Source organism: Pseudomonas sp. Irchel 3H9 (genome assembly GCF_900187495.1).
GTDB lineage: Bacteria > Pseudomonadota > Gammaproteobacteria > Pseudomonadales > Pseudomonadaceae > Aquipseudomonas > Aquipseudomonas sivasensis.
Genome location: NZ_FYDK01000001.1, coordinates 65452 through 83223, shown reverse-complemented (window position 1 = coordinate 83223; position 17772 = coordinate 65452). Strand labels below are relative to the sequence as shown.

The 17772-nt window shown below is 60.0% G+C and carries 19 protein-coding genes and 1 tRNA gene; 14 read left to right on the top strand and 6 right to left on the bottom strand.

Features of this window, described 5'->3' with window-relative positions:
- The first annotated feature begins 3 nt into the window (after positions 1–3).
- The 9 genes from CKW32_RS00430 to CKW32_RS00390 are packed head-to-tail and all read left to right on the top strand — an operon-like array spanning position 4 to position 7710.
- Positions 4–933 carry a MerR family transcriptional regulator gene (locus CKW32_RS00430; RefSeq protein WP_095183779.1) on the top strand — a complete coding sequence of 310 codons (930 nt, stop codon included), beginning with the start codon at positions 4–6 and terminating at the stop codon, positions 931–933.
- The gene (gene phrB / locus CKW32_RS00425) at positions 934–2376 is read left to right on the top strand and encodes a deoxyribodipyrimidine photo-lyase (protein WP_095183778.1); all 1443 of its coding nucleotides are present in this window, start codon (positions 934–936) and stop codon (positions 2374–2376) included.
- On the top strand, positions 2369–2791 hold the full coding sequence (locus CKW32_RS00420) for a nuclear transport factor 2 family protein (protein WP_095183777.1): 423 nt from the start codon (positions 2369–2371) through the stop codon (positions 2789–2791). The genes phrB and CKW32_RS00420 overlap by 8 nt, the downstream gene beginning before the upstream one ends.
- On the top strand, positions 2788–3570 hold the full coding sequence (locus tag CKW32_RS00415; RefSeq protein ID WP_032886135.1) for an SDR family oxidoreductase: 783 nt from the start codon (positions 2788–2790) through the stop codon (positions 3568–3570). Before CKW32_RS00420 ends, CKW32_RS00415 begins: the two co-directional genes overlap by 4 nt.
- The gene (locus CKW32_RS00410; RefSeq protein ID WP_095183776.1) at positions 3567–4814 is read left to right on the top strand and encodes an NAD(P)/FAD-dependent oxidoreductase; all 1248 of its coding nucleotides are present in this window, start codon (positions 3567–3569) and stop codon (positions 4812–4814) included. The genes CKW32_RS00415 and CKW32_RS00410 overlap by 4 nt, the downstream gene beginning before the upstream one ends.
- A complete protein-coding gene (locus CKW32_RS00405) occupies positions 4811–5620 on the top strand; it encodes a DUF1365 domain-containing protein (protein WP_095183775.1) in 810 nt (269 codons plus the stop codon). Before CKW32_RS00410 ends, CKW32_RS00405 begins: the two co-directional genes overlap by 4 nt.
- Positions 5607–6878, top strand: coding sequence for a cyclopropane-fatty-acyl-phospholipid synthase family protein (locus CKW32_RS00400; RefSeq protein WP_095183774.1), 1272 nt, complete (start codon positions 5607–5609; stop codon positions 6876–6878). Before CKW32_RS00405 ends, CKW32_RS00400 begins: the two co-directional genes overlap by 14 nt.
- Complete coding sequence (locus tag CKW32_RS00395; protein ID WP_032886128.1) at positions 6871–7350, top strand: DUF2878 domain-containing protein; 480 nt, start codon at positions 6871–6873, stop codon at positions 7348–7350. Before CKW32_RS00400 ends, CKW32_RS00395 begins: the two co-directional genes overlap by 8 nt.
- Positions 7351–7404: 54 nt before the next feature.
- The gene (locus tag CKW32_RS00390; protein WP_032886126.1) at positions 7405–7710 is read left to right on the top strand and encodes a YkgJ family cysteine cluster protein; all 306 of its coding nucleotides are present in this window, start codon (positions 7405–7407) and stop codon (positions 7708–7710) included.
- 122 nt (positions 7711–7832) lie between these two features.
- On the opposite strand, the gene CKW32_RS00385 is transcribed toward CKW32_RS00390, so the two are convergent.
- From CKW32_RS00385 to hemA, 6 genes are all read right to left on the bottom strand, one after another.
- Positions 7833–8351 carry an acyloxyacyl hydrolase gene (locus tag CKW32_RS00385; RefSeq protein ID WP_032886125.1) on the bottom strand — a complete coding sequence of 173 codons (519 nt, stop codon included), beginning with the start codon at positions 8349–8351 and terminating at the stop codon, positions 7833–7835.
- A 111-nt stretch (positions 8352–8462) separates the two neighbouring features.
- Positions 8463–9257, bottom strand: coding sequence for a glutamate racemase (gene murI / locus CKW32_RS00380; protein ID WP_032886124.1), 795 nt, complete (start codon positions 9255–9257; stop codon positions 8463–8465).
- A complete protein-coding gene (gene moeB / locus CKW32_RS00375; protein ID WP_095183773.1) occupies positions 9250–10005 on the bottom strand; it encodes a molybdopterin-synthase adenylyltransferase MoeB in 756 nt (251 codons plus the stop codon). The genes murI and moeB overlap by 8 nt, the downstream gene beginning before the upstream one ends.
- A complete protein-coding gene (prmC, locus tag CKW32_RS00370; protein ID WP_032886122.1) occupies positions 9999–10829 on the bottom strand; it encodes a peptide chain release factor N(5)-glutamine methyltransferase in 831 nt (276 codons plus the stop codon). The genes moeB and prmC overlap by 7 nt, the downstream gene beginning before the upstream one ends.
- Positions 10830–11912: a peptide chain release factor 1 gene (prfA, locus tag CKW32_RS00365; protein WP_032886121.1), complete on the bottom strand. Its 1083-nt coding sequence runs from the start codon at positions 11910–11912 to the stop codon at positions 10830–10832.
- Entirely contained in the window at positions 11909–13198 is a 1290-nt protein-coding gene (gene hemA / locus CKW32_RS00360; protein ID WP_032886119.1) for a glutamyl-tRNA reductase, read from the bottom strand. The genes prfA and hemA overlap by 4 nt, the downstream gene beginning before the upstream one ends.
- Positions 13199–13380: 182 nt before the next feature.
- Here hemA and CKW32_RS00355 point away from each other — a divergent pair, with 182 nt between their 5' ends.
- The 5 genes from CKW32_RS00355 to CKW32_RS00335 all read left to right on the top strand — a co-directional run bounded on the left by CKW32_RS00355 (position 13381) and on the right by CKW32_RS00335 (position 17680).
- Positions 13381–15105 (top strand): tetratricopeptide repeat protein, encoded by a 1725-nt coding sequence (locus CKW32_RS00355; RefSeq protein WP_032886118.1) that lies wholly within the window; start codon positions 13381–13383, stop codon positions 15103–15105.
- Positions 15106–15109: 4 nt separating this feature from the next.
- Positions 15110–15727 carry a lipoprotein insertase outer membrane protein LolB gene (gene lolB, locus CKW32_RS00350; protein ID WP_095183772.1) on the top strand — a complete coding sequence of 206 codons (618 nt, stop codon included), beginning with the start codon at positions 15110–15112 and terminating at the stop codon, positions 15725–15727.
- 49 nt (positions 15728–15776) lie between these two features.
- Positions 15777–16580 (top strand): 4-(cytidine 5'-diphospho)-2-C-methyl-D-erythritol kinase, encoded by an 804-nt coding sequence (gene ispE, locus CKW32_RS00345; protein ID WP_256585249.1) that lies wholly within the window; start codon positions 15777–15779, stop codon positions 16578–16580.
- 37 nt (positions 16581–16617) lie between these two features.
- Positions 16618–16692 (top strand) — tRNA-Gln (locus CKW32_RS00340).
- 46 nt (positions 16693–16738) lie between these two features.
- Positions 16739–17680: a ribose-phosphate pyrophosphokinase gene (locus CKW32_RS00335; protein WP_003171603.1), complete on the top strand. Its 942-nt coding sequence runs from the start codon at positions 16739–16741 to the stop codon at positions 17678–17680.
- Positions 17681–17772 lie beyond the last annotated feature (92 nt).

Here is a 17772-nt window from a genome sequence, read left to right as displayed (position 1 = left end):
ACCATGAAAGCTGCCCTGCAAGACGAACCCGGCGAAGACATCGCTCAAGCCCTGGAAGACGGCTGGCTGCCGATCCGCGAAGTGGCGCGCCAGACCGGCGTCAACGCTGTGACCCTGCGCGCCTGGGAGCGTCGCTATGGCCTGATCGTGCCCCAGCGCACACCCAAGGGCCATCGGCTGTTCAGCGCCGACCATGTACAACGCATCCACGCCATCCTCACCTGGCTCAATCGCGGCGTGCCGGTCAGCCAGGTGAAGCACCTGATCGACTCTGCCCAGGCCAACACCGACACGTCGCAGAATGAATGGCACACCCTGCGCCAGACCTTGGTACAGGCCATCAGCGAACTGACCGAACGCCGGGTCGACGATGCCTTCAACCAGGCCATGGCACTGTACCCGCCGCGCACCCTGTGTGAACAACTGCTACTGCCGCTGATCAAGGAGCTGGAGCAGCGTTGGCAGGGCCAGTTCGGCGCGCAGATGGAGCGGGTATTTTTCCTGTCCTGGCTGCGCAGTAAGTTCGGTGCGCGCATCTACCACAACAATCGCCAGTTGCACGGTGCGCCGCTGCTGCTGATTAACCAGTCCGACCTGCCCCTGGAGCCGCATTTGTGGCTCAGCGCCTGGCTGGCCAGCAGCGCCGACTGCCCCGTGGAAGTGTTTGACTGGCCGCTGCCCGCCGGCGAGCTGGCCCTTGCAGTCGAGCACCTGCAACCGCGCGCGGTCCTGCTGTATTCAAGCAAAGCCCTGCACCTGCCGGGCCTGACCAAGCTGCTCACGGGCGTCAGTCGCCCGACGCTGCTCGTCGGACCAACGGTCTGCATCCATCAGGCGGAGTTAGCCGTATTAACCCATGACACTCCTGAATTATTCGTGGCCGAAGATGTGTTGTCGGCCCACCAGCTACTGATACAGCGTGGACTTATTTAAATGCACTTGATCTGGCTGCGCACCGACCTGCGCCTACACGACAACACCGCCTTGGCCGCCGCGACCCAGCGAGGCCCGGTTGCCGCCGTGTACCTGATCACGCCTGAGCAATGGCTGGCCCACGATGATGCTCCGTGCAAGGTCGACTTCTGGCTGCGCAACCTGCAGCACTTGAGCAAAGACTTAGGCGAGCTGAACATTCCCCTGCTGATCCGCACAGCTGCCACCTGGGACCAGGCGCCCAGCGTGCTCAGCGAACTGTGCCGGGACCTGTCGGCGCAATCGCTGCACGTCAACGAGGAGTACGGCATTCATGAAAGCCGTCGTGACGCCGCCGTGGCCCAGGCGCTGGAAGCCGAAGGCGTGACCTTCCACAGTTACCTTGATCAATTGTTCTTCCAACCGGGCAGTGTGCTGACCAAGACCGGCACCTACTTCCAGGTCTTCAGTCAGTTTCGCAAGGTCTGCTACACACGGCTGCACAGCGCGCTTCCACAGTTAGTGCCCACGCCAAAGGCCCAGGCCAAACTCGACCTTAAAAGCGATCCGGTGCCGACCACCGTCGCAGGCTTCGAGCCGCCCAGCGACACCCTGCGTGCCCTCTGGCCCGCCGGTGAGGACGAAGCCCGGCGGCGCCTCGATGCATTCGCCGACCAGCAGATCAGCTACTACAAAGACGAACGCGACTTCCCCGCCAAGCCCGGTACCAGCCAGCTGTCGGCCTACCTCGCTGCCGGCGTGGTTTCGCCGCGCCAGTGCCTGCATGCAGCCTTGCAGAGCAACCAAGGCGAATTCGAAAGTGGCGACATCGGCGCCATCACCTGGATCAACGAACTGCTCTGGCGTGAGTTCTATAAGCACATTCTGGTGGGCTACCCACGGGTGTCCCGTCACCGTGCGTTCCGCCCCGAGACCGAGGACGTGGCCTGGCGTGATGCACCCAAGGATCTGGCAGCCTGGCAAGAAGCTCGCACTGGCCTGCCGATCATCGACGCCGCCATGCGTCAATTGCTGGAAACCGGCTGGATGCACAACCGCCTGCGCATGGTAGTGGCAATGTTCCTGACCAAAAACCTGCTGATCGACTGGCGTGAAGGCGAGCGTTTCTTCATGCGTCACCTGATCGACGGCGACTTGGCCGCCAATAACGGTGGCTGGCAGTGGAGCTCGTCCACCGGTACCGACTCGGCGCCCTACTTCCGGATTTTCAGCCCGCTGAGCCAGTCAGAAAAATTCGACAGCGAAGGCGTATTCATCAAGCACTGGCTGCCGGAATTGGCCGCACTGAATAAAAAGGAAGTGCATAACCCCGAAGCCGCCGGTGGTCTGTTTGGCGTGGCAGATTATCCGCGCTCGATTGTCGACTTGAAGAAGTCCCGCGCGCGCGCCCTGGCCGCTTTCCGCAGCCTGCCTTCACGTCAATCGGTCGTCGAACATGAGTGACTTCCTGCAACGCTTCGCCCAAACCTTCGCCACGCTGGACAAGCACAACCTGCACCTGCTCGACAGCCTGTACAGCAAGGACATTGCCTTTACTGACCCGCTGCACGAGGTCCATGGGCTGACCGCGTTGCACAGTTATTTCGCCGAGTTGTACAGCAACGTCAGCCAACTGCGCTTCGACTTCCACGGTTTCGACCAAGTGGCCGAAGGCGAAGGCTACCTGCGCTGGAAAATGAGTTTTTGCCACCCACGCCTGGCCACCGGCCAAGTCATCCGGGTGGAAGGATGCTCGCACCTGATGTGGCGGGACAAGGTGTACCGCCACCGCGATTACTTCGATGCCGGCGCCATGCTCTACGAGCACCTGCCCGTGCTGGGCAGAGTCGTCAGTTGGCTCAAAAGGAGAGTGGGATGAACGCAGTGTCGCCACGTCGTTATTGGCTGACCGGTGCCAGCAGTGGGATAGGCGCCGCCTTGGCCGTGGAGCTGCTTAACAGCGGCGCCCATGTCGCCTTGAGTTCTCGCACCCAGGCACCGCTGGATGCGCTGGCTCTACGCTACCCCGGCCAAGTGTTGGTGGTGGCCGGTGACCTGACCAACAGCCAGACCGTGCGCGAAATTGGCGAGCACATCGGTGACGTCTGGGGCTCGCTCGACACCGTGATCCTTAACGCCGGCACCTGTGAATATGTCGACGCCAAGCAGTTTGATTCATCGATCATCGAGCATGTGGTGCGCACCAACCTGCTGGCCAGCAGTTATTGCATCGAAGCGGCCCTGCCGTTGTTGCGTGTCGGGCGTGCACCGCATCTGGTGGGCGTCGCCAGCGCCGTGACCTACCTGCCGATGCCCCGCGCAGAAGCCTATGGCGCGTCCAAGGCCGGCCTGCGTTATCTGTTCGAGTCCCTGCGCATCAGCCTGTCGCCGGAAAATATCGATGTCACCGTGATCAGCCCGGGCTTCGTCGATACACCACTGACCGAGCGCAATGACTTCCCGATGCCCCTGAGCTGGCCGGCCGACAAGGCTGCTCGGCATATATTCTCCAAGCTGGACAAACGCCCACTGGAAATCGCCTTCCCGGCCTTGTTTATCGCCACCCTGTGGCCGCTGTCGAAACTGCCTAATCGCGCGCAATTGATCATCGGCAAACGCATGCTGCGCAGCCCGCCACCGAAAAAGGACGACCTGTGAAGATCGCCATTATCGGCAGCGGCATTGCTGGCCTGACCAGCGCCTACCTGCTTAGCCGCAGTCACGAAGTCACCGTGTTCGAAGCGGGCGACCGGATCGGCGGGCATACCCATACGGTTAACGTCAGCGTCGACGGCAAAAGCTACGCAGTGGATACCGGTTTCATCGTGTTCAACGACTGGACCTACCCCAACTTCATCCGCTTGCTGGGGCAGATCGGTGTCTCGTTCAAGCCCACCGAAATGAGCTTTTCGGTGTGTGACGAAAAAACCCGGTTCGAATACAACGGCAATAACCTCAACAGCCTGTTCGCCCAGCGCCGCAATATCCTGTCGCCGGGCTTCTGGGGCATGTTGCGCGACATCCTGCGGTTCAACCGCCAGGCACCGCTGGACCTGCAGGAGCAACGCATCAGTGCCGAGATGACCTTGGGCGATTACCTCACGGCCGGCGGCTACGGCGAGCGCTTTGTGCGGCACTACATCGTGCCGATGGGTGCGGCGATCTGGTCGATGTCCCTGGCGGACATGCTGAGTTTTCCGCTGCAATTCTTTGTGCGCTTCTTCAAGAACCACGGCTTGCTGTCGGTGAACAACCGGCCGCAGTGGTGTGTGATCGAAGGTGGATCCAGCAGCTATATCGAACCGCTGACCCGCGGCTTTCGCGAGCAGATCCGCCTCAACAGCCCTGTGCATAACGTCGAGCGCACCGAGCAAGGCGTAGTTATCCACAGTCCTGCCGGCAGCGAGGCATTTGATCGGGTGGTATTCGCCTGTCATAGCGACCAGGCGCTGGCATTGCTCGCCGACCCAAGCCAGGCCGAACAAGAGATTCTCGGTGCCCTGCCCTACGCCGACAACGACGTGGTTTTGCACACCGACACGCGCCTGCTGCCCGACCGCAAACTGGCCTGGGCCAGTTGGAATTACCGGCTGAGCGGTAACATCCAGACTCAGGCCGCCGTCACCTATGACATGAACATCCTGCAAGGCATCGACAGCGCCACCACCTTTTGCGTCAGCCTCAACCAGACGCCGATGATCAACCCGCTGAAGATCCTCGCGCGCTTCACCTACGCGCATCCGCAATACAGCCTGGCGGCGGTGGCCGCGCAAAACCGCTGGGAAGAACTGGCCGGCGTGCGCAACACGTTTTATTGCGGCGCCTACTGGGCCAATGGTTTCCACGAAGACGGCGTGGTCAGTGCGCTGCGCGTGGCCCAGGCCTTTGGGAAAACCCTGTGAACAGCGCCCTGTACAGCGGCTGGATTGCCCATCGACGGTTTGCGCCCAAGGCCCATGCCTTTCGCTACCGCATCGGCCTGCTGTACCTGGATTTGAGCGAACAAGACGAAGTCCTCGGACTGTCACCGTTGGCCGGACCAAGTCGCCTGGCGCCCTTCGGCTTTCGTCAGCAGGACTATCTGCGTGAATTCACGCGTCACGGCATGAGCTTGAGCGATGCCGTGCGCCAGGAAGTCGGCAAGGCTCTGGGGCATACGCCTCAGGGCGTTATCTGCCTACTGACCCAGGCCCGCAGTTGGGGCCTGGCTTTTAATCCCGTGAGTTTCTTCTACTGTTTCGAGGCCGATGGGCAACTGGCCGCGATCTTGTGTGAAGTGACCAACACCCCGTGGCGCGAGCGCTACCACTACGTACTGCCGGCCCAAGCCCTGGGCGCTGATGAGCACCAGCATTTCGCGGTGGCCAAGGCCTTCCATGTGTCGCCGTTCCTGCCTCGCGACCTGGAATACCGCATGAGCTTCAGCCCGCCCGCAGACAGGCTCGGCGTGCACATGGCCGACTGGCAGGGCGAGCTGAAAGTCTTCGACGCCACCTTGAGCCTGCAAAAGGAAGCGCTGACCCGCGCCAGCCTGCATCGCTACTTGTGGCGATTTCCGTGGATGACCGCCAAGACTTGCCTGGCCATTTACTGGCAGGCGATACGCCTGTTTCTTAAACGCACACCGATTTTTTCCCACCGGGCCGCCGATGGCGCCTCTCGTACAGCAGTCGGGTATACCAAGGATCGCCGCCATGAAATCCCCTAGCTTATCGGTCAAGACCAGCCGCCTGAACGTCAACGGCGTGACCAGTGCGCTGCTGCGCAAGGGCGTACTGCGCCAACTCAGCCAATTGCGCCATGGCCAATTGGTGGTGATCGAGGACGGCGAACGGCAAGTGTTCGGCGCACGGGAGGCGCACTTGCTGGGGGAAATCCAAATCCTCGACCCTGCGGTGTGGGGCCTGGTGGCGGCCAACGGTTCCATCGGCGCCGGCGAGGCGTTTATTCACGGTTATTGGAGCAGTCCGGACCTGACCGCGGTGGTACGTGTGATGGTCAGCAACCTGGACGTGCTCGACGCCATGGAAGGTGGCCTGGCGCGGCTGGCACGCCCGTTCACTCAAGGTCTGCACTGGCTCAACCGCAATACGCGCAAGGGCTCGCAGAAAAACATCGCCGCGCACTACGACCTTGGCAACGACCTGTTCGAAGAATTCCTCGACCCGACCATGATGTATTCGGCGGCGCAATTTCTGAGCGACGAGGACACCCTGGAACAGGCGCAACTGAATAAGCTTGAACGCATCTGCCAGAAACTCGCGCTCAAACCCACCGACCACCTGCTGGAAATCGGCACCGGCTGGGGCAGCATGGCGCTATACGCGGCGCAACACTATGGCTGCAAGGTCACCACCACGACCTTGTCCAAGGAGCAATTCGCCTACACCGAAAAACGCATCGAAACCCTCGGTTTGCAAGGCCAGGTCACGCTGCTGCTGAGCGACTATCGCGACCTCACCGGCCAATACGACAAGCTGGTGTCCATCGAGATGATCGAAGCCGTGGGCCATCGCTTTCTGCCCACCTACTTCAAGCAGTGCGCGCATTTGCTCAAGAGCGATGGGCTGATGCTGCTGCAGGCCATCACGATCCGTGAGCAACGGTTTGAGCAGGCCAAGAACAGCGTGGACTTTATCCAGCGCTACATTTTCCCCGGCGGCGCCCTGCCCAGTGTGCAGAACATGCTGCAGATCGTCAGCCGCGACACCGATATGAACCTGCTGCACATGGAAGACTTTGGCCTGCACTACGCGCGAACCTTGCGCCTGTGGCATGAGAACTTTCGCCGCGCCCACGGCCGTCTGACGGAGCTGGGCTATGACGAATACTTTTTGCGGTTGTGGGAGTTTTACCTCTGCTACTGCGAAGGTGGCTTTATGGAGCGCACTATCGGCACCGCGCAATTGCTGCTGGCCAAACCGGCAGCCATCAACCCGCCGTTGCTCGGGCGCTTCAATGCTTAAAACCCTGGCCAATGCCGCGCTGTTCCAGTGCGGCTGGTTTGCCTGTGTGCTGGGCGGCGACAGCCTATGGCTGCTGGTTGGCCTGGCGGTGCTGGCCGTTCACCTGCTGTGGATAAGTGCGTGGGCCGAGGACGGTGTACTGATCATCAGCGTGATGCTGGTGGGCACCGCAGTGGACACGCTGCTGCGCGCCGTAGGGGTTTTCCAGTTCAGCGAGCCGGGGCCATTGATTCCGTTCTGGTTGATGCTGCTATGGGCATTGCTGGCGACCACCCTGCGCCATTGCCTGGCCTGGAGCGCGCGGCCGTGGTGGCGTGCCGCACTGCTGGGCGCGATGGGCGGGCCGTTGTCCTACTACGCGGGGAGCCAATTGACCGATGTTCAATTTGGCTATGGCCTGGGCCCTACAATGGCCGGCCTGGCCGTGCTTTGGGCGGTGCTTTTTGTCGGGCTGCACCGGCTGGCACGCTGACGTCCGTCAGAGCATTCATACGCAAATGACCGGCTTGCCTTACACTGCTCGTCTATGACCAACATCCCCCACACCCAAATCACTGAGCCCACCGTCACCTGCTCGACGTGCGCGGCCTGCTGCTGCCAGCTGGAAGTCATGTTGATCACCGATACCGGCGTGCCGGAGCGCTATATCGACACCGACGACTGGGGCGGCGAAGTGATGCTGCGCCTGGACGACGGCTGGTGCGCGGCGCTGGATCGGGACACGATGATGTGCACGATTTATGAGCGTCGGCCGCTGATTTGTCGGGAATTCGAGATGGGCGCACCGGAGTGCCTGACCGAACGCGAAGGAATCGCCACGGCGTACCGCTGATCTCAGGCCAGTGACGACCTCAATGTGGAAGGGGGCTTGACCCCGATAGTGGTGGATCAGTTGGAAAATTCCGCGACTGACACTCCGCCATCGGGGCAAGCCCCCTCCCACAAGGTTTTGAATTACAGCGGCATCGTGTAGTGCAGTGAGTAGCTTTCTACACCGTCGTTATTGCTGCTGATCCCGGCATTGGAGTAGTGCGTGGCGCGAATGCCCACTTCATGCCCACCGGTGAAGCGCAGGCCGAAACCCAAGCGGTCTTCGAACTGGAAAGCCTGGCCGATGTTGTTGTCCTCCAGCTTAGTGCGGGAGAACACCGCCACGCCGATCCCGGCTTCGATGTAGGGCTTGACCGACTGACCGGCAAATTCATACACAAAGACAGGCGAGAACGACAGGCTGCTGGCGCCTGCACGGTCATCACCTTCCCAATAGGTATAGGCGCCGCTCCAATAGCCGGTCAGGCGACCGACATCACTTTGCATCCAACTCTTGTCCCAATCCGACGTCAGCCCCAATCGATAGGTGAGCGTCGAATCACTGGTGGCCCCCAGGCCAAACTCAAGCCCGGCGGCCTGCGCCGAAAAAGAGTGTCCCACCACAGCGGCCGCAATCGCAGCCAAACAGAACAAGCGCTTCATAAGAAACATCCTTTCCGAACGAAGTTATATGGTTTTGTACAAGCAATCTGGCTATAGAAGCCTACGCAGTGCCAGAAGTTCAGCGTCTAATGGCGATATTTCACGAAATTTTCACGCGCCAAAGCTTCGCACAACTCCGGAATATTTCCACAGTGTCGGTAGGATATTTCTTAGGTGATACACATCACCGCTGGTCCAGAACTGCGCAGGCTCAGGATCACCGTGGGCAAGCAGGTCGCGCTCGCCCAATAAACGCTTGAGCTGGCGAGCCACGGCGGCGCCGGTGTCGATGAGGATGATGCTGGGGGGCAGCATCTGCGCCAGGAGCGGCTTGAGGAAGGGATAGTGGGTGCAACCGAGGATGAGGGTGTCGCAACCGGCGCTTAGCAGCGGCTCGATGTAGCCCTGCAACAACTGACGCAGGGCCGGGCTGTGCAGATCACCGGTTTCAATCAGCTCCACCAGGCCCGGGCACGGCTGGGTGATCACCTGCACATCGGTGGCGAAACGGTCGAGTAACGCGGCGAACTTGGCACTTTGCAGAGTACCGGTGGTAGCCAGCACACCGACCACGCCACTGCGCGTGGCGGCAGCCGCAGGTTTGACGGCGGGTTCCATGCCCACCAGCGGCCAATCGGGATAGTCCTGGCGCAAGTCGGCTACGGCGGCGACGGTCGCGGTATTGCAAGCGATCACGAACGCCTTGGCGCCCCGTTCGCGGAAAAACTCAGCGACCCGCCGTGAACGCTCACGAATAAATTCGGGGGTTTTCTCGCCATAGGGGATATGCCCGCAATCGGCCACGTACAGCAGCGATTCGTGGGGCAACAGTTGCTGGATTTCATCCAGCACCGACAAGCCGCCGACTCCGGAATCGAACACACCGATCGGCGCGTCCTTAACCATGTTGCGTCCCACAGACACTGCAACCGGGATCACGCTTGACCCGCAATTCACGAAAGCGCGTGGTCAAGGCATCAATCAATAACAAGCGGCCCACCAGCGGTTCACCAAAACCGGCCAGCAGCTTCAAGGCTTCCAAGGCTTGCAGGCTACCGACCAGCCCTACCACCGGCCCGACCACCCCCGCTTCGCTGCACGTAAGCTCGGTGTCGCTGCCATGCCCGTATAAACAGTGGTAACACGGGCTTTCAGCGCGACGCGGGTCGAAGACAGACAATTGGCCTTCAAGCCGAATTGCCGCGCCGCTGATCAACGGCTTGGCTGCGACGACGCAGGCGGCGTTGACCGCTTCGCGTGTGGAGAAGTTGTCGCTGCAATCGAGCACCACGTCTACCGCCGCCACTGCGGCCGCCAGGGAGTCGGCGTCCAGCGCGGTGCGATGGGCAACCAACGTGATTTCAGGGTTGATGGCGGTCAGACGGCGCAACGCCGAGTCGACCTTGGTCTGCCCGACGCTGTCGGTGTCATGGATGATCTGGCGCTGCAGGTTGGTCAGGTCGACGGTGTCGAAGTCAGCCAAATGCAGCTCGCCCACGCCCGCAGCGGCCAGATACAGCGCCACCGGCGCGCCCAGGCCACCGAGCCCGACGATCAGAGCACGGCTGTTTTTCAGGCGTAATTGGCCCTCGATGTCGACATGTTGCAACAGAATCTGTCGGCTATAGCGCAACAGCTCCTGATCAGTCAGCACGGGCGACGTCCCAGGGTGATGCGTTCGTGACCACCGAGGTCGAGACGGCTATGCACTTCGTCAAAACCCTGGCTCAGCAACAGATCACGTACGGCCAAAGCCTGATCGTAACCGTGTTCGAGCAGCAGCCAGCCACCCGCATTCAGGTGGGCCGGCGCCTCGTTAATGATCAACCGCAAGTCGTCCAAACCATCGTGGCCGGCAACCAGCGCACTGGCTGGTTCGAAACGTACATCGCCTGCGACCAAATGCGGGTCGTTGTCGGCGATATAAGGCGGATTACTGATGATCAGATCGTAGCTGCGACCTTGCAGTGAGCTGAACCAATGACTGCTCAGCACTGTGGCGTTATTCAGGTGAAGACGCTGGCGGTTGCGTTCGGCCAGGGCCACGGCTTCAAGCACACGGTCGACGGCCGTGACTTGCCAGGCCGGGCGCTCACTGGCCAGGGCCAGGGCGATGGCGCCGCTGCCGGTGCCGAGGTCGAGAACCTTGGCTGGCGTGGCCGGCAGTAATTCCAGGGCCGCCTCCACCAGCAGTTCGGTTTCCGGACGCGGGATCAGCGTGTGAGGCGCGACCTCCAGGTCCAGCTTCCAGAAGCCTTGCTGGCCGAGAATATAAGCGACCGGCTCACCCCCGCGGCGGCGCTGGAGATAGTCGGCAAAGGTCAGAGCGTCTTCGCTGCTGACGATTTTTTCCGGCCAGGTGTGCAGGTAGCTGCGGGATTTGCCCAGGGCAGCCGCCAGCAACAATTCCACGTCCAGGCGCGCAGTGGGCGAGTCTGGCAAATCAGCGGCACGCAGCAGGCTGGCGATAATGGTCATTTATTCACCTATCGCGGCCAGTTGATCGGCCTGGTATTCGGCGAGCAAGGGCTCGATCACCGCATCGACGCCACCGGCGAGAATCTCGTCGAGGGAGTACAGGGTAAGGTTGACCCGGTGGTCGGTGACCCGGCCCTGGGCAAAGTTGTAGGTGCGAATGCGCTCTGAACGGTCGCCCGAACCCACCAGCAACTTGCGCTCACTGGCAATCGCATTGGCGGCGGCGCTGGTTTGCTGGTCGTTGAGTTTGGCCGACAACCAGGACATGGCCCGTGCACGGTTCTTGTGCTGGGAACGCTCTTCCTGGCATTCCACCACGATGCCCGACGGCAAGTGGGTGATGCGGATCGCCGAGTCGGTCTTGTTGACGTGCTGCCCCCCGGCACCCGACGAGCGGTAAGTGTCCACGCGCAAGTCCGCGGGGTTGATCTCGATGGCTTCCTGCTCGTCAGGCTCAGGCAGTACGGCCACGGTGCACGCGGAGGTGTGGATACGGCCTTGGGATTCGGTCGCTGGTACACGTTGTACGCGGTGCGCGCCGGATTCGAACTTCAGCTTGCCGTAGACATTCTCGCCTTCAACCCGCGCGATGACTTCTTTATAGCCGCCGTGCTCGCCCTCGTTCTCGGACAGGATCTCCACACGCCAGCCACGTCGCTCGGCATAGCGCGAATACATGCGGAAGAGGTCGCCAGAGAAAATCGCCGCCTCGTCACCACCGGTGCCGGCGCGGATTTCGAGGAACACGTTGCGTCCGTCGTTGGGATCCTTGGGCAGCAGCATGCGCTGCAGGTCGCCTTCCAGCGCGATCAGCTTGTCCTTGGCTTCGCGGACTTCTTCGACGGCCATTTCGCGCATGTCCGGGTCGCTGTCCTTGAGCAGCGCCTGGGCGCCTTCAAGGTCGGCTTGGGTCTTCAGCCATTGCCCGTAGGTGCTTACGATCGGCTCAACTTCCGCGTATTCCTTGGAATAGGTACGGAATTTGGTCTGATCGGAGATGACTTCGCCATCGCCGAGCAAGGCGGTCAGTTCTTCGAAACGGTCCTGGAGCACGTCCAGTTTATTGAGCAGTGACGCTTTCATTGCGATTTTTTATCCGAAGAGCTATCTGACGCGCCCTCACCGAGGGCAAAGAGTTCCTGGGCCATGGCCAGCGCATCGAGGCGGCCTTCGGCAGTCAATTTTTTAAGCTGCACGCTGGGGGCGTGGAGTAACTTGTTGGTCAACCCACGGGCCAGTTGCATCAGCACCTCTTCAGCGCTACCGCCGTTGGCCAGCAAACGCTGAGCCTTGAGCAGCTCCTCGTCGCGCAGCCGTTCGCCCTGCTGACGATACGCCTTGAGCACATCCACCGCCGCCAGTTCACGCAGGCGCACCATAAAATCTTCGGCACCGGTGCTGACCATCTCCTCGGCAGCCTGGGCAGCCCCTTGGCGACTCTTGAGATTTTCGGCGACCACTTCGTGCAGATCGTCGACGCTATAGAGGTAAACGTCGTCCAACTCGCCGACTTCGGGCTCGATATCCCGGGGAACGGCGATATCCACCATGAAAATCGGTTTATGCTTGCGCAGCTTCAGCGCACTTTCCACCGCGCCTTTGCCCAGAATCGGCAATTGGCTGGCAGTGGAGCTGATGACGATATCGCTGCGCACCAATTCAGCCGGAATATCCGCCAGCAGCACGGCGTGGGCACCGAATTGTTCGGCGAGGATGCTAGCCCGCTCCAGGGTGCGGTTGGCGACCACGATGCGCTTTACACCCAGGTCATGCAGATGACGGGCGACCAGGGTGATGGTCTCGCCGGCGCCAATCAGCAAGGCCTGGCTGCGCTGCAAGTCGCTGAAAATCTGTTTGGCCAGGCTGACGGCGGCAAATGCCACGGACACCGGGTTTTCGCCGATGGCTGTATCAGTGCGCACTTGCTTGGCAGAATTGAACGTGGCCTGAAACAGCCGACCCAGCAACGGACCAACGGTACCGGCCTCACGCGCCACGGCGTAGGCGGACTTCATCTGGCCCAGAATCTGCGGCTCGCCCAACACCAGCGAATCGAGACCAGCGGCCACACGCATCATGTGACGAACTGCCGCATCCTCTTCGTGCACATAAGCGCATGCGCGCAGGTCGTCGAGGCTCAAATGGTGGTAATCGGCCAGCCAGCGCAGGACGACATCCGCTGAAAGATGTTCCTGCTCTATATAAAGCTCGCTGCGATTGCAGGTCGAAAGGATCGCAGCTTCGCGGCTGTCGGTGAGCCGGCAGAGCTGCTGCAAGGCCTCAACCAACTGCTCTGGCGTAAACGCCACGCGCTCGCGCACGTCTACGGAGGCAGTCTTGTGGTTAATACCGAGTGCGAGGAAGGCCATTCAATATCGCTGATGATGTCGGGAAGCCGACAATTGTCCTACTTCGAAAGATTCAGAACAACCACCGTCGTCTATTGTCCTAATGCCTTGTGTCTATAAAGGCATCAACTGAGACTCGGTTATGTTTGGCCGAAGGCTTGTGTCATGATGATCCGACCGCAGGTTAGTCGTCCTCTTCCTATATGAATAGATCCTCCGCGTTGCTCCTTGCTTTTGTCTTCCTCAGCGGCTGCCAGGCCTTGGCCCCCGTGTCGTCGGACGGTACGCCGCCGGTAGAAGACAGCACCCCCGCCCCTGAAAAGCCCAAGGTTTATTCCTCGTTCAGTGAAGAAACGGTGTTCAGCCTGCTGAGTGCGGAACTGGCTGGCCAGCGCAATCGCTTCGATATTGCGCTGGATAACTATGTGACCCAGGCCATCAACACCCAGGATCCAGGCATCTCCGAACGCGCATTTCGCATCGCCGAGTATCTGGGAGCCGATCAAGCTGCGCTGGATACCTCGCTGATCTGGGCGAAAAACGCACCGGACGATCTGGAGGCGCAACGTGCCGCAGCCATTCAACTGGCGCGGGCCGGGCGCTATGACGACTCCATGGTCTATATGGAGAAAGTCCTGCAAGGCAAGGGTGATACCCATTTCGACTTCCTCGCGCTGTCGGCTGCCGACACCGACCAGGACACGCGCAATGGCCTGATGAAGAGTTTCGACCGCCTGCTTCAAAAGCATCCCAAGAACAGCCAACTGATTTTCGGCAAGGCCCTGTTGCTGCAACAGGACGACGAGCCTGACGCCGCGCTAAAGCTGCTGGAACAGAACCCGCCGGACGATGGCGAGATTGCGCCGATCCTGCTGCGTGCACGCCTGCTGCAAAATCTCAATCGCGGCAAGGAAGCCATTCCGCTGCTGGAAAAAAGCATCAAGAAGTACCCGGACGACAAACGCCTGCGATTGACCTATGCGCGCATGCTGGTTGAGCAGGACCGTATGGAGGACGCCAAAGTGCAGTTCGCCAATCTGGTCCAGCAATACCCGGACGACGATGAGCTGCGTTACTCACTGGCGCTGGTATGCCTGGAGGCCAAGGCCTGGGATGAGGCCAAGGGCTATCTGGAAGAACTGATCGAGCGTGAAAGCCATGTGGACTCCGCACACTTGAACCTGGGCCGTATCGCGGAAGAACGCAACGACCCACAAGCTGCCCTGCTCGAATACGCTCAGGTTGGCCCCGGCAACGACTACCTGCCCGCCCAGTTGCGCCAGGCCGACATCCTGATGAGTAACGGGCGCACTGATGAGGCGGAAAAACGCCTGACCGCGGCCCGCGATGCCGAGCCGGACTACGCGATCCAGCTGTACCTGATCCAGGCCGAGACCTTGTCGGCCAACAATCAGGGCGAGCGCGCCTGGAAACTGCTGCAACAAGCCTTGTTGCAATTCCCCGACGATTTGAACCTGCTGTACACCCGTGCCATGCAGGCGGAAAAACGCAATGACCTGGCGCAGATGGAAAAAGACCTTCGCCTGATCATCAAGCGCGACCCCGACAACGCCATGGCTCTCAACGCCCTGGGCTACACCTTGTCTGACCGCACCACGCGCTACGACGAAGCCAAGGTGCTGATCGAACAAGCGCACCAACTCAACCCGGAAGACCCGGCCGTACTCGACAGCCTAGGCTGGGTGAATTACCGCTTGGGCAACCTGGATGAGGCCGAACGCTTGCTGCGCCAAGCGCTGGAGCGCTTCCCCGATCAGGAAGTCGCGGCGCACCTGGGTGAAGTGCTGTGGGCCAACGGCAAGCAGCGCGAAGCACGTCAAATCTGGGAAAAATTCCTCAAGGAACAACCCGAAAGCCCCATCCTGCGCGGCACCATCAAGCGCCTGACCGGATCCGAGACCCTTTAAGCTTATGTTCTTGCGCCACGTTGTAGTGTTCAGTCTTATTGCCCTGCTCGCCGGTTGCGCGGGTGTAGGCACCCGTGAATCCGTTGAAGGCCAGGGCAACCCGGCGCAATGGAAACAGCATAAGGATCAGCTCAGCAGCATCGATGGCTGGCAGATCGAAGGCAAAGTCGGGGTTCGCGCACCCAAGGACTCGGGCAGCGGCACCTTGTTCTGGCTGCAGCGCCAGGACTACTACGACATTCGTTTGTCGGGCCCGCTGGGCCGTGGTGCCGCTCGCCTGACGGGTCGCCCGGGTCAGGTCAGCCTCGAAGTGGCCAACCAAGGTCGCTATGAGGCGACTTCGCCGGAAGCGCTGCTTGAAGAACAGATTGGCTGGAAGCTGCCCGTATCGCACCTGGTGTGGTGGGTGCGTGGCTTGCCCGCGCCCGATAGCAAGAGTCGACTGAGCCTTAATGGCGACAGCCGCCTCGCCTCGCTGGAGCAGGATGGCTGGCAGGTCGAATACCTCAGCTATACCGAACAGGGCGGTTACTGGCTGCCGGAGCGTATCAAGCTGCATGGCACTGACCTTGACGTCACGCTGGTGATCAAGGACTGGCAACCGCGCAAGCTGGGGCAATAACGTGACTGTAGAAAAACTGACCCTGCCCTCCCCCGCAAAACTCAATCTGATGCTGCACATTCTCGGTCGTCGTGAAGACGGCTATCACGAGCTGCAGACGCTTTTCCAATTTCTCGACTACGGCGATGAACTCACCTTCGCCGTACGCGACGACGGCGTGATTCAACTGCATACCGAATTCGAAGGCGTGCCCCACGACAGCAACCTGATCGTGAGGGCAGCAAAAAAATTTCAGGAACAATCCGGTTGTTCGTTGGGCATCGACATCTGGATCGATAAAATTTTGCCCATGGGCGGCGGAATCGGTGGTGGCAGCTCAAATGCCGCGACGACATTGCTGGGCTTGAATCACTTATGGCAACTGGGTTGGGACCATGATCGCTTAGCAGCGCTGGGCCTTACGCTGGGCGCCGACGTCCCGGTTTTCGTGCACGGACACGCCGCTTTTGCTGAGGGTGTAGGGGAGAAACTCACCCCGGAATACCCCGAAGAGCCGTGGTATGTCGTGCTTGTGCCGCAAGTATCTGTAAGTACAGCAGAAATTTTTTCAGATCCGTTGTTGACACGTAACTCTTCTCCCATTAAAGTGCGCCCCGTTCCCAAGGGAAACAGTCGAAATGACTGCTTACCGGTTGTAGCAAGGCGTTATCCAGAGGTACGTAACGCTTTGAATTTGTTAGGTAAATTTACCGAAGCAAAATTAACCGGAACTGGAAGTTGTGTGTTTGGGGGCTTCCCAAACAAAGCTGAAGCTGATAAAGTCTCGGCCCTTCTTACAGAGACCCTTACAGGGTTTGTAGCAAAGGGAAGCAACGTTTCGATGTTGCATCGCAAGCTGCAAAGTCTGCTCTAAAAGGAACCGAGTACTGGGTACTCGTTGCAACAGATACAGGGGCGTCGCCAAGCGGTAAGGCAGCAGGTTTTGATCCTGCCATGCGTTGGTTCGAATCCAGCCGCCCCTGCCATTTTCTAATACTCATCCAGGTTACCCTCAGCCTCTAGGTACTGCGCGTGTCCAAGATGATGGTCTTTACGGGGAACGCCAACCCCGATCTGGCTCGACGTGTCGTACGTCAGCTGCATATCCCTCTCGGTGACATCTCTGTCGGTAAATTTTCCGACGGCGAAATTACAGCCGAGATCAATGAAAACGTCCGCGGTAAAGACGTATTCATTATTCAGCCGACCTGCGCTCCGACCAACGATAACCTGATGGAACTCGTCGTGATGGCTGATGCCTTCCGCCGCTCCTCAGCGACTCGAATCACAGCTGTAATCCCTTATTTTGGTTATGCCCGTCAGGATCGCCGTCCGCGTTCCGCACGTGTGGCTATCAGTGCGAAAGTCGTTGCTGACATGCTCACCGTGGTAGGTATCGATCGTGTTCTTACGGTTGACCTGCACGCTGACCAAATCCAGGGGTTCTTCGATATTCCAGTAGATAACATCTACGGCTCGCCAGTACTGGTGGACGATATCGAAGACCAGCGCTTTGAAAACCTGATGATCGTGTCCCCGGACATTGGTGGCGTCGTGCGTGCACGGGCTGTTGCCAAATCCCTGGGCGTTGATCTCGGGATCATCGACAAACGCCGCGAGAAAGCCAATCACTCTGAAGTGATGCATATCATCGGTGATGTCGAAGGGCGTACCTGTATTCTGGTTGATGACATGGTCGACACCGCCGGCACCCTGTGCCACGCGGCGAAAGCCTTGAAAGAGCACGGTGCTGCAAAAGTGTTCGCCTACTGCACACACCCTGTGCTGTCGGGCCGCGCGATCGAGAACATCGAGAACTCTGTGCTGGACGAACTGGTGGTGACTAACACCATCCCGTTGTCCGCTGCTGCACAAGCCTGTGCGCGTATCCGTCAACTGGATATCGCCCCGGTAGTTGCCGAAGCGGTTCGCCGCATCAGCAATGAAGAATCGATCAGCGCGATGTTCCGCTAAGGGTCAAACCTTCGGATCACCTCACTGACGAAAAGCGCCCCGCCCCAGCATTCTGCTGGGGCGGGGCTTTTTTGCCCATATCGCCTTTAGCG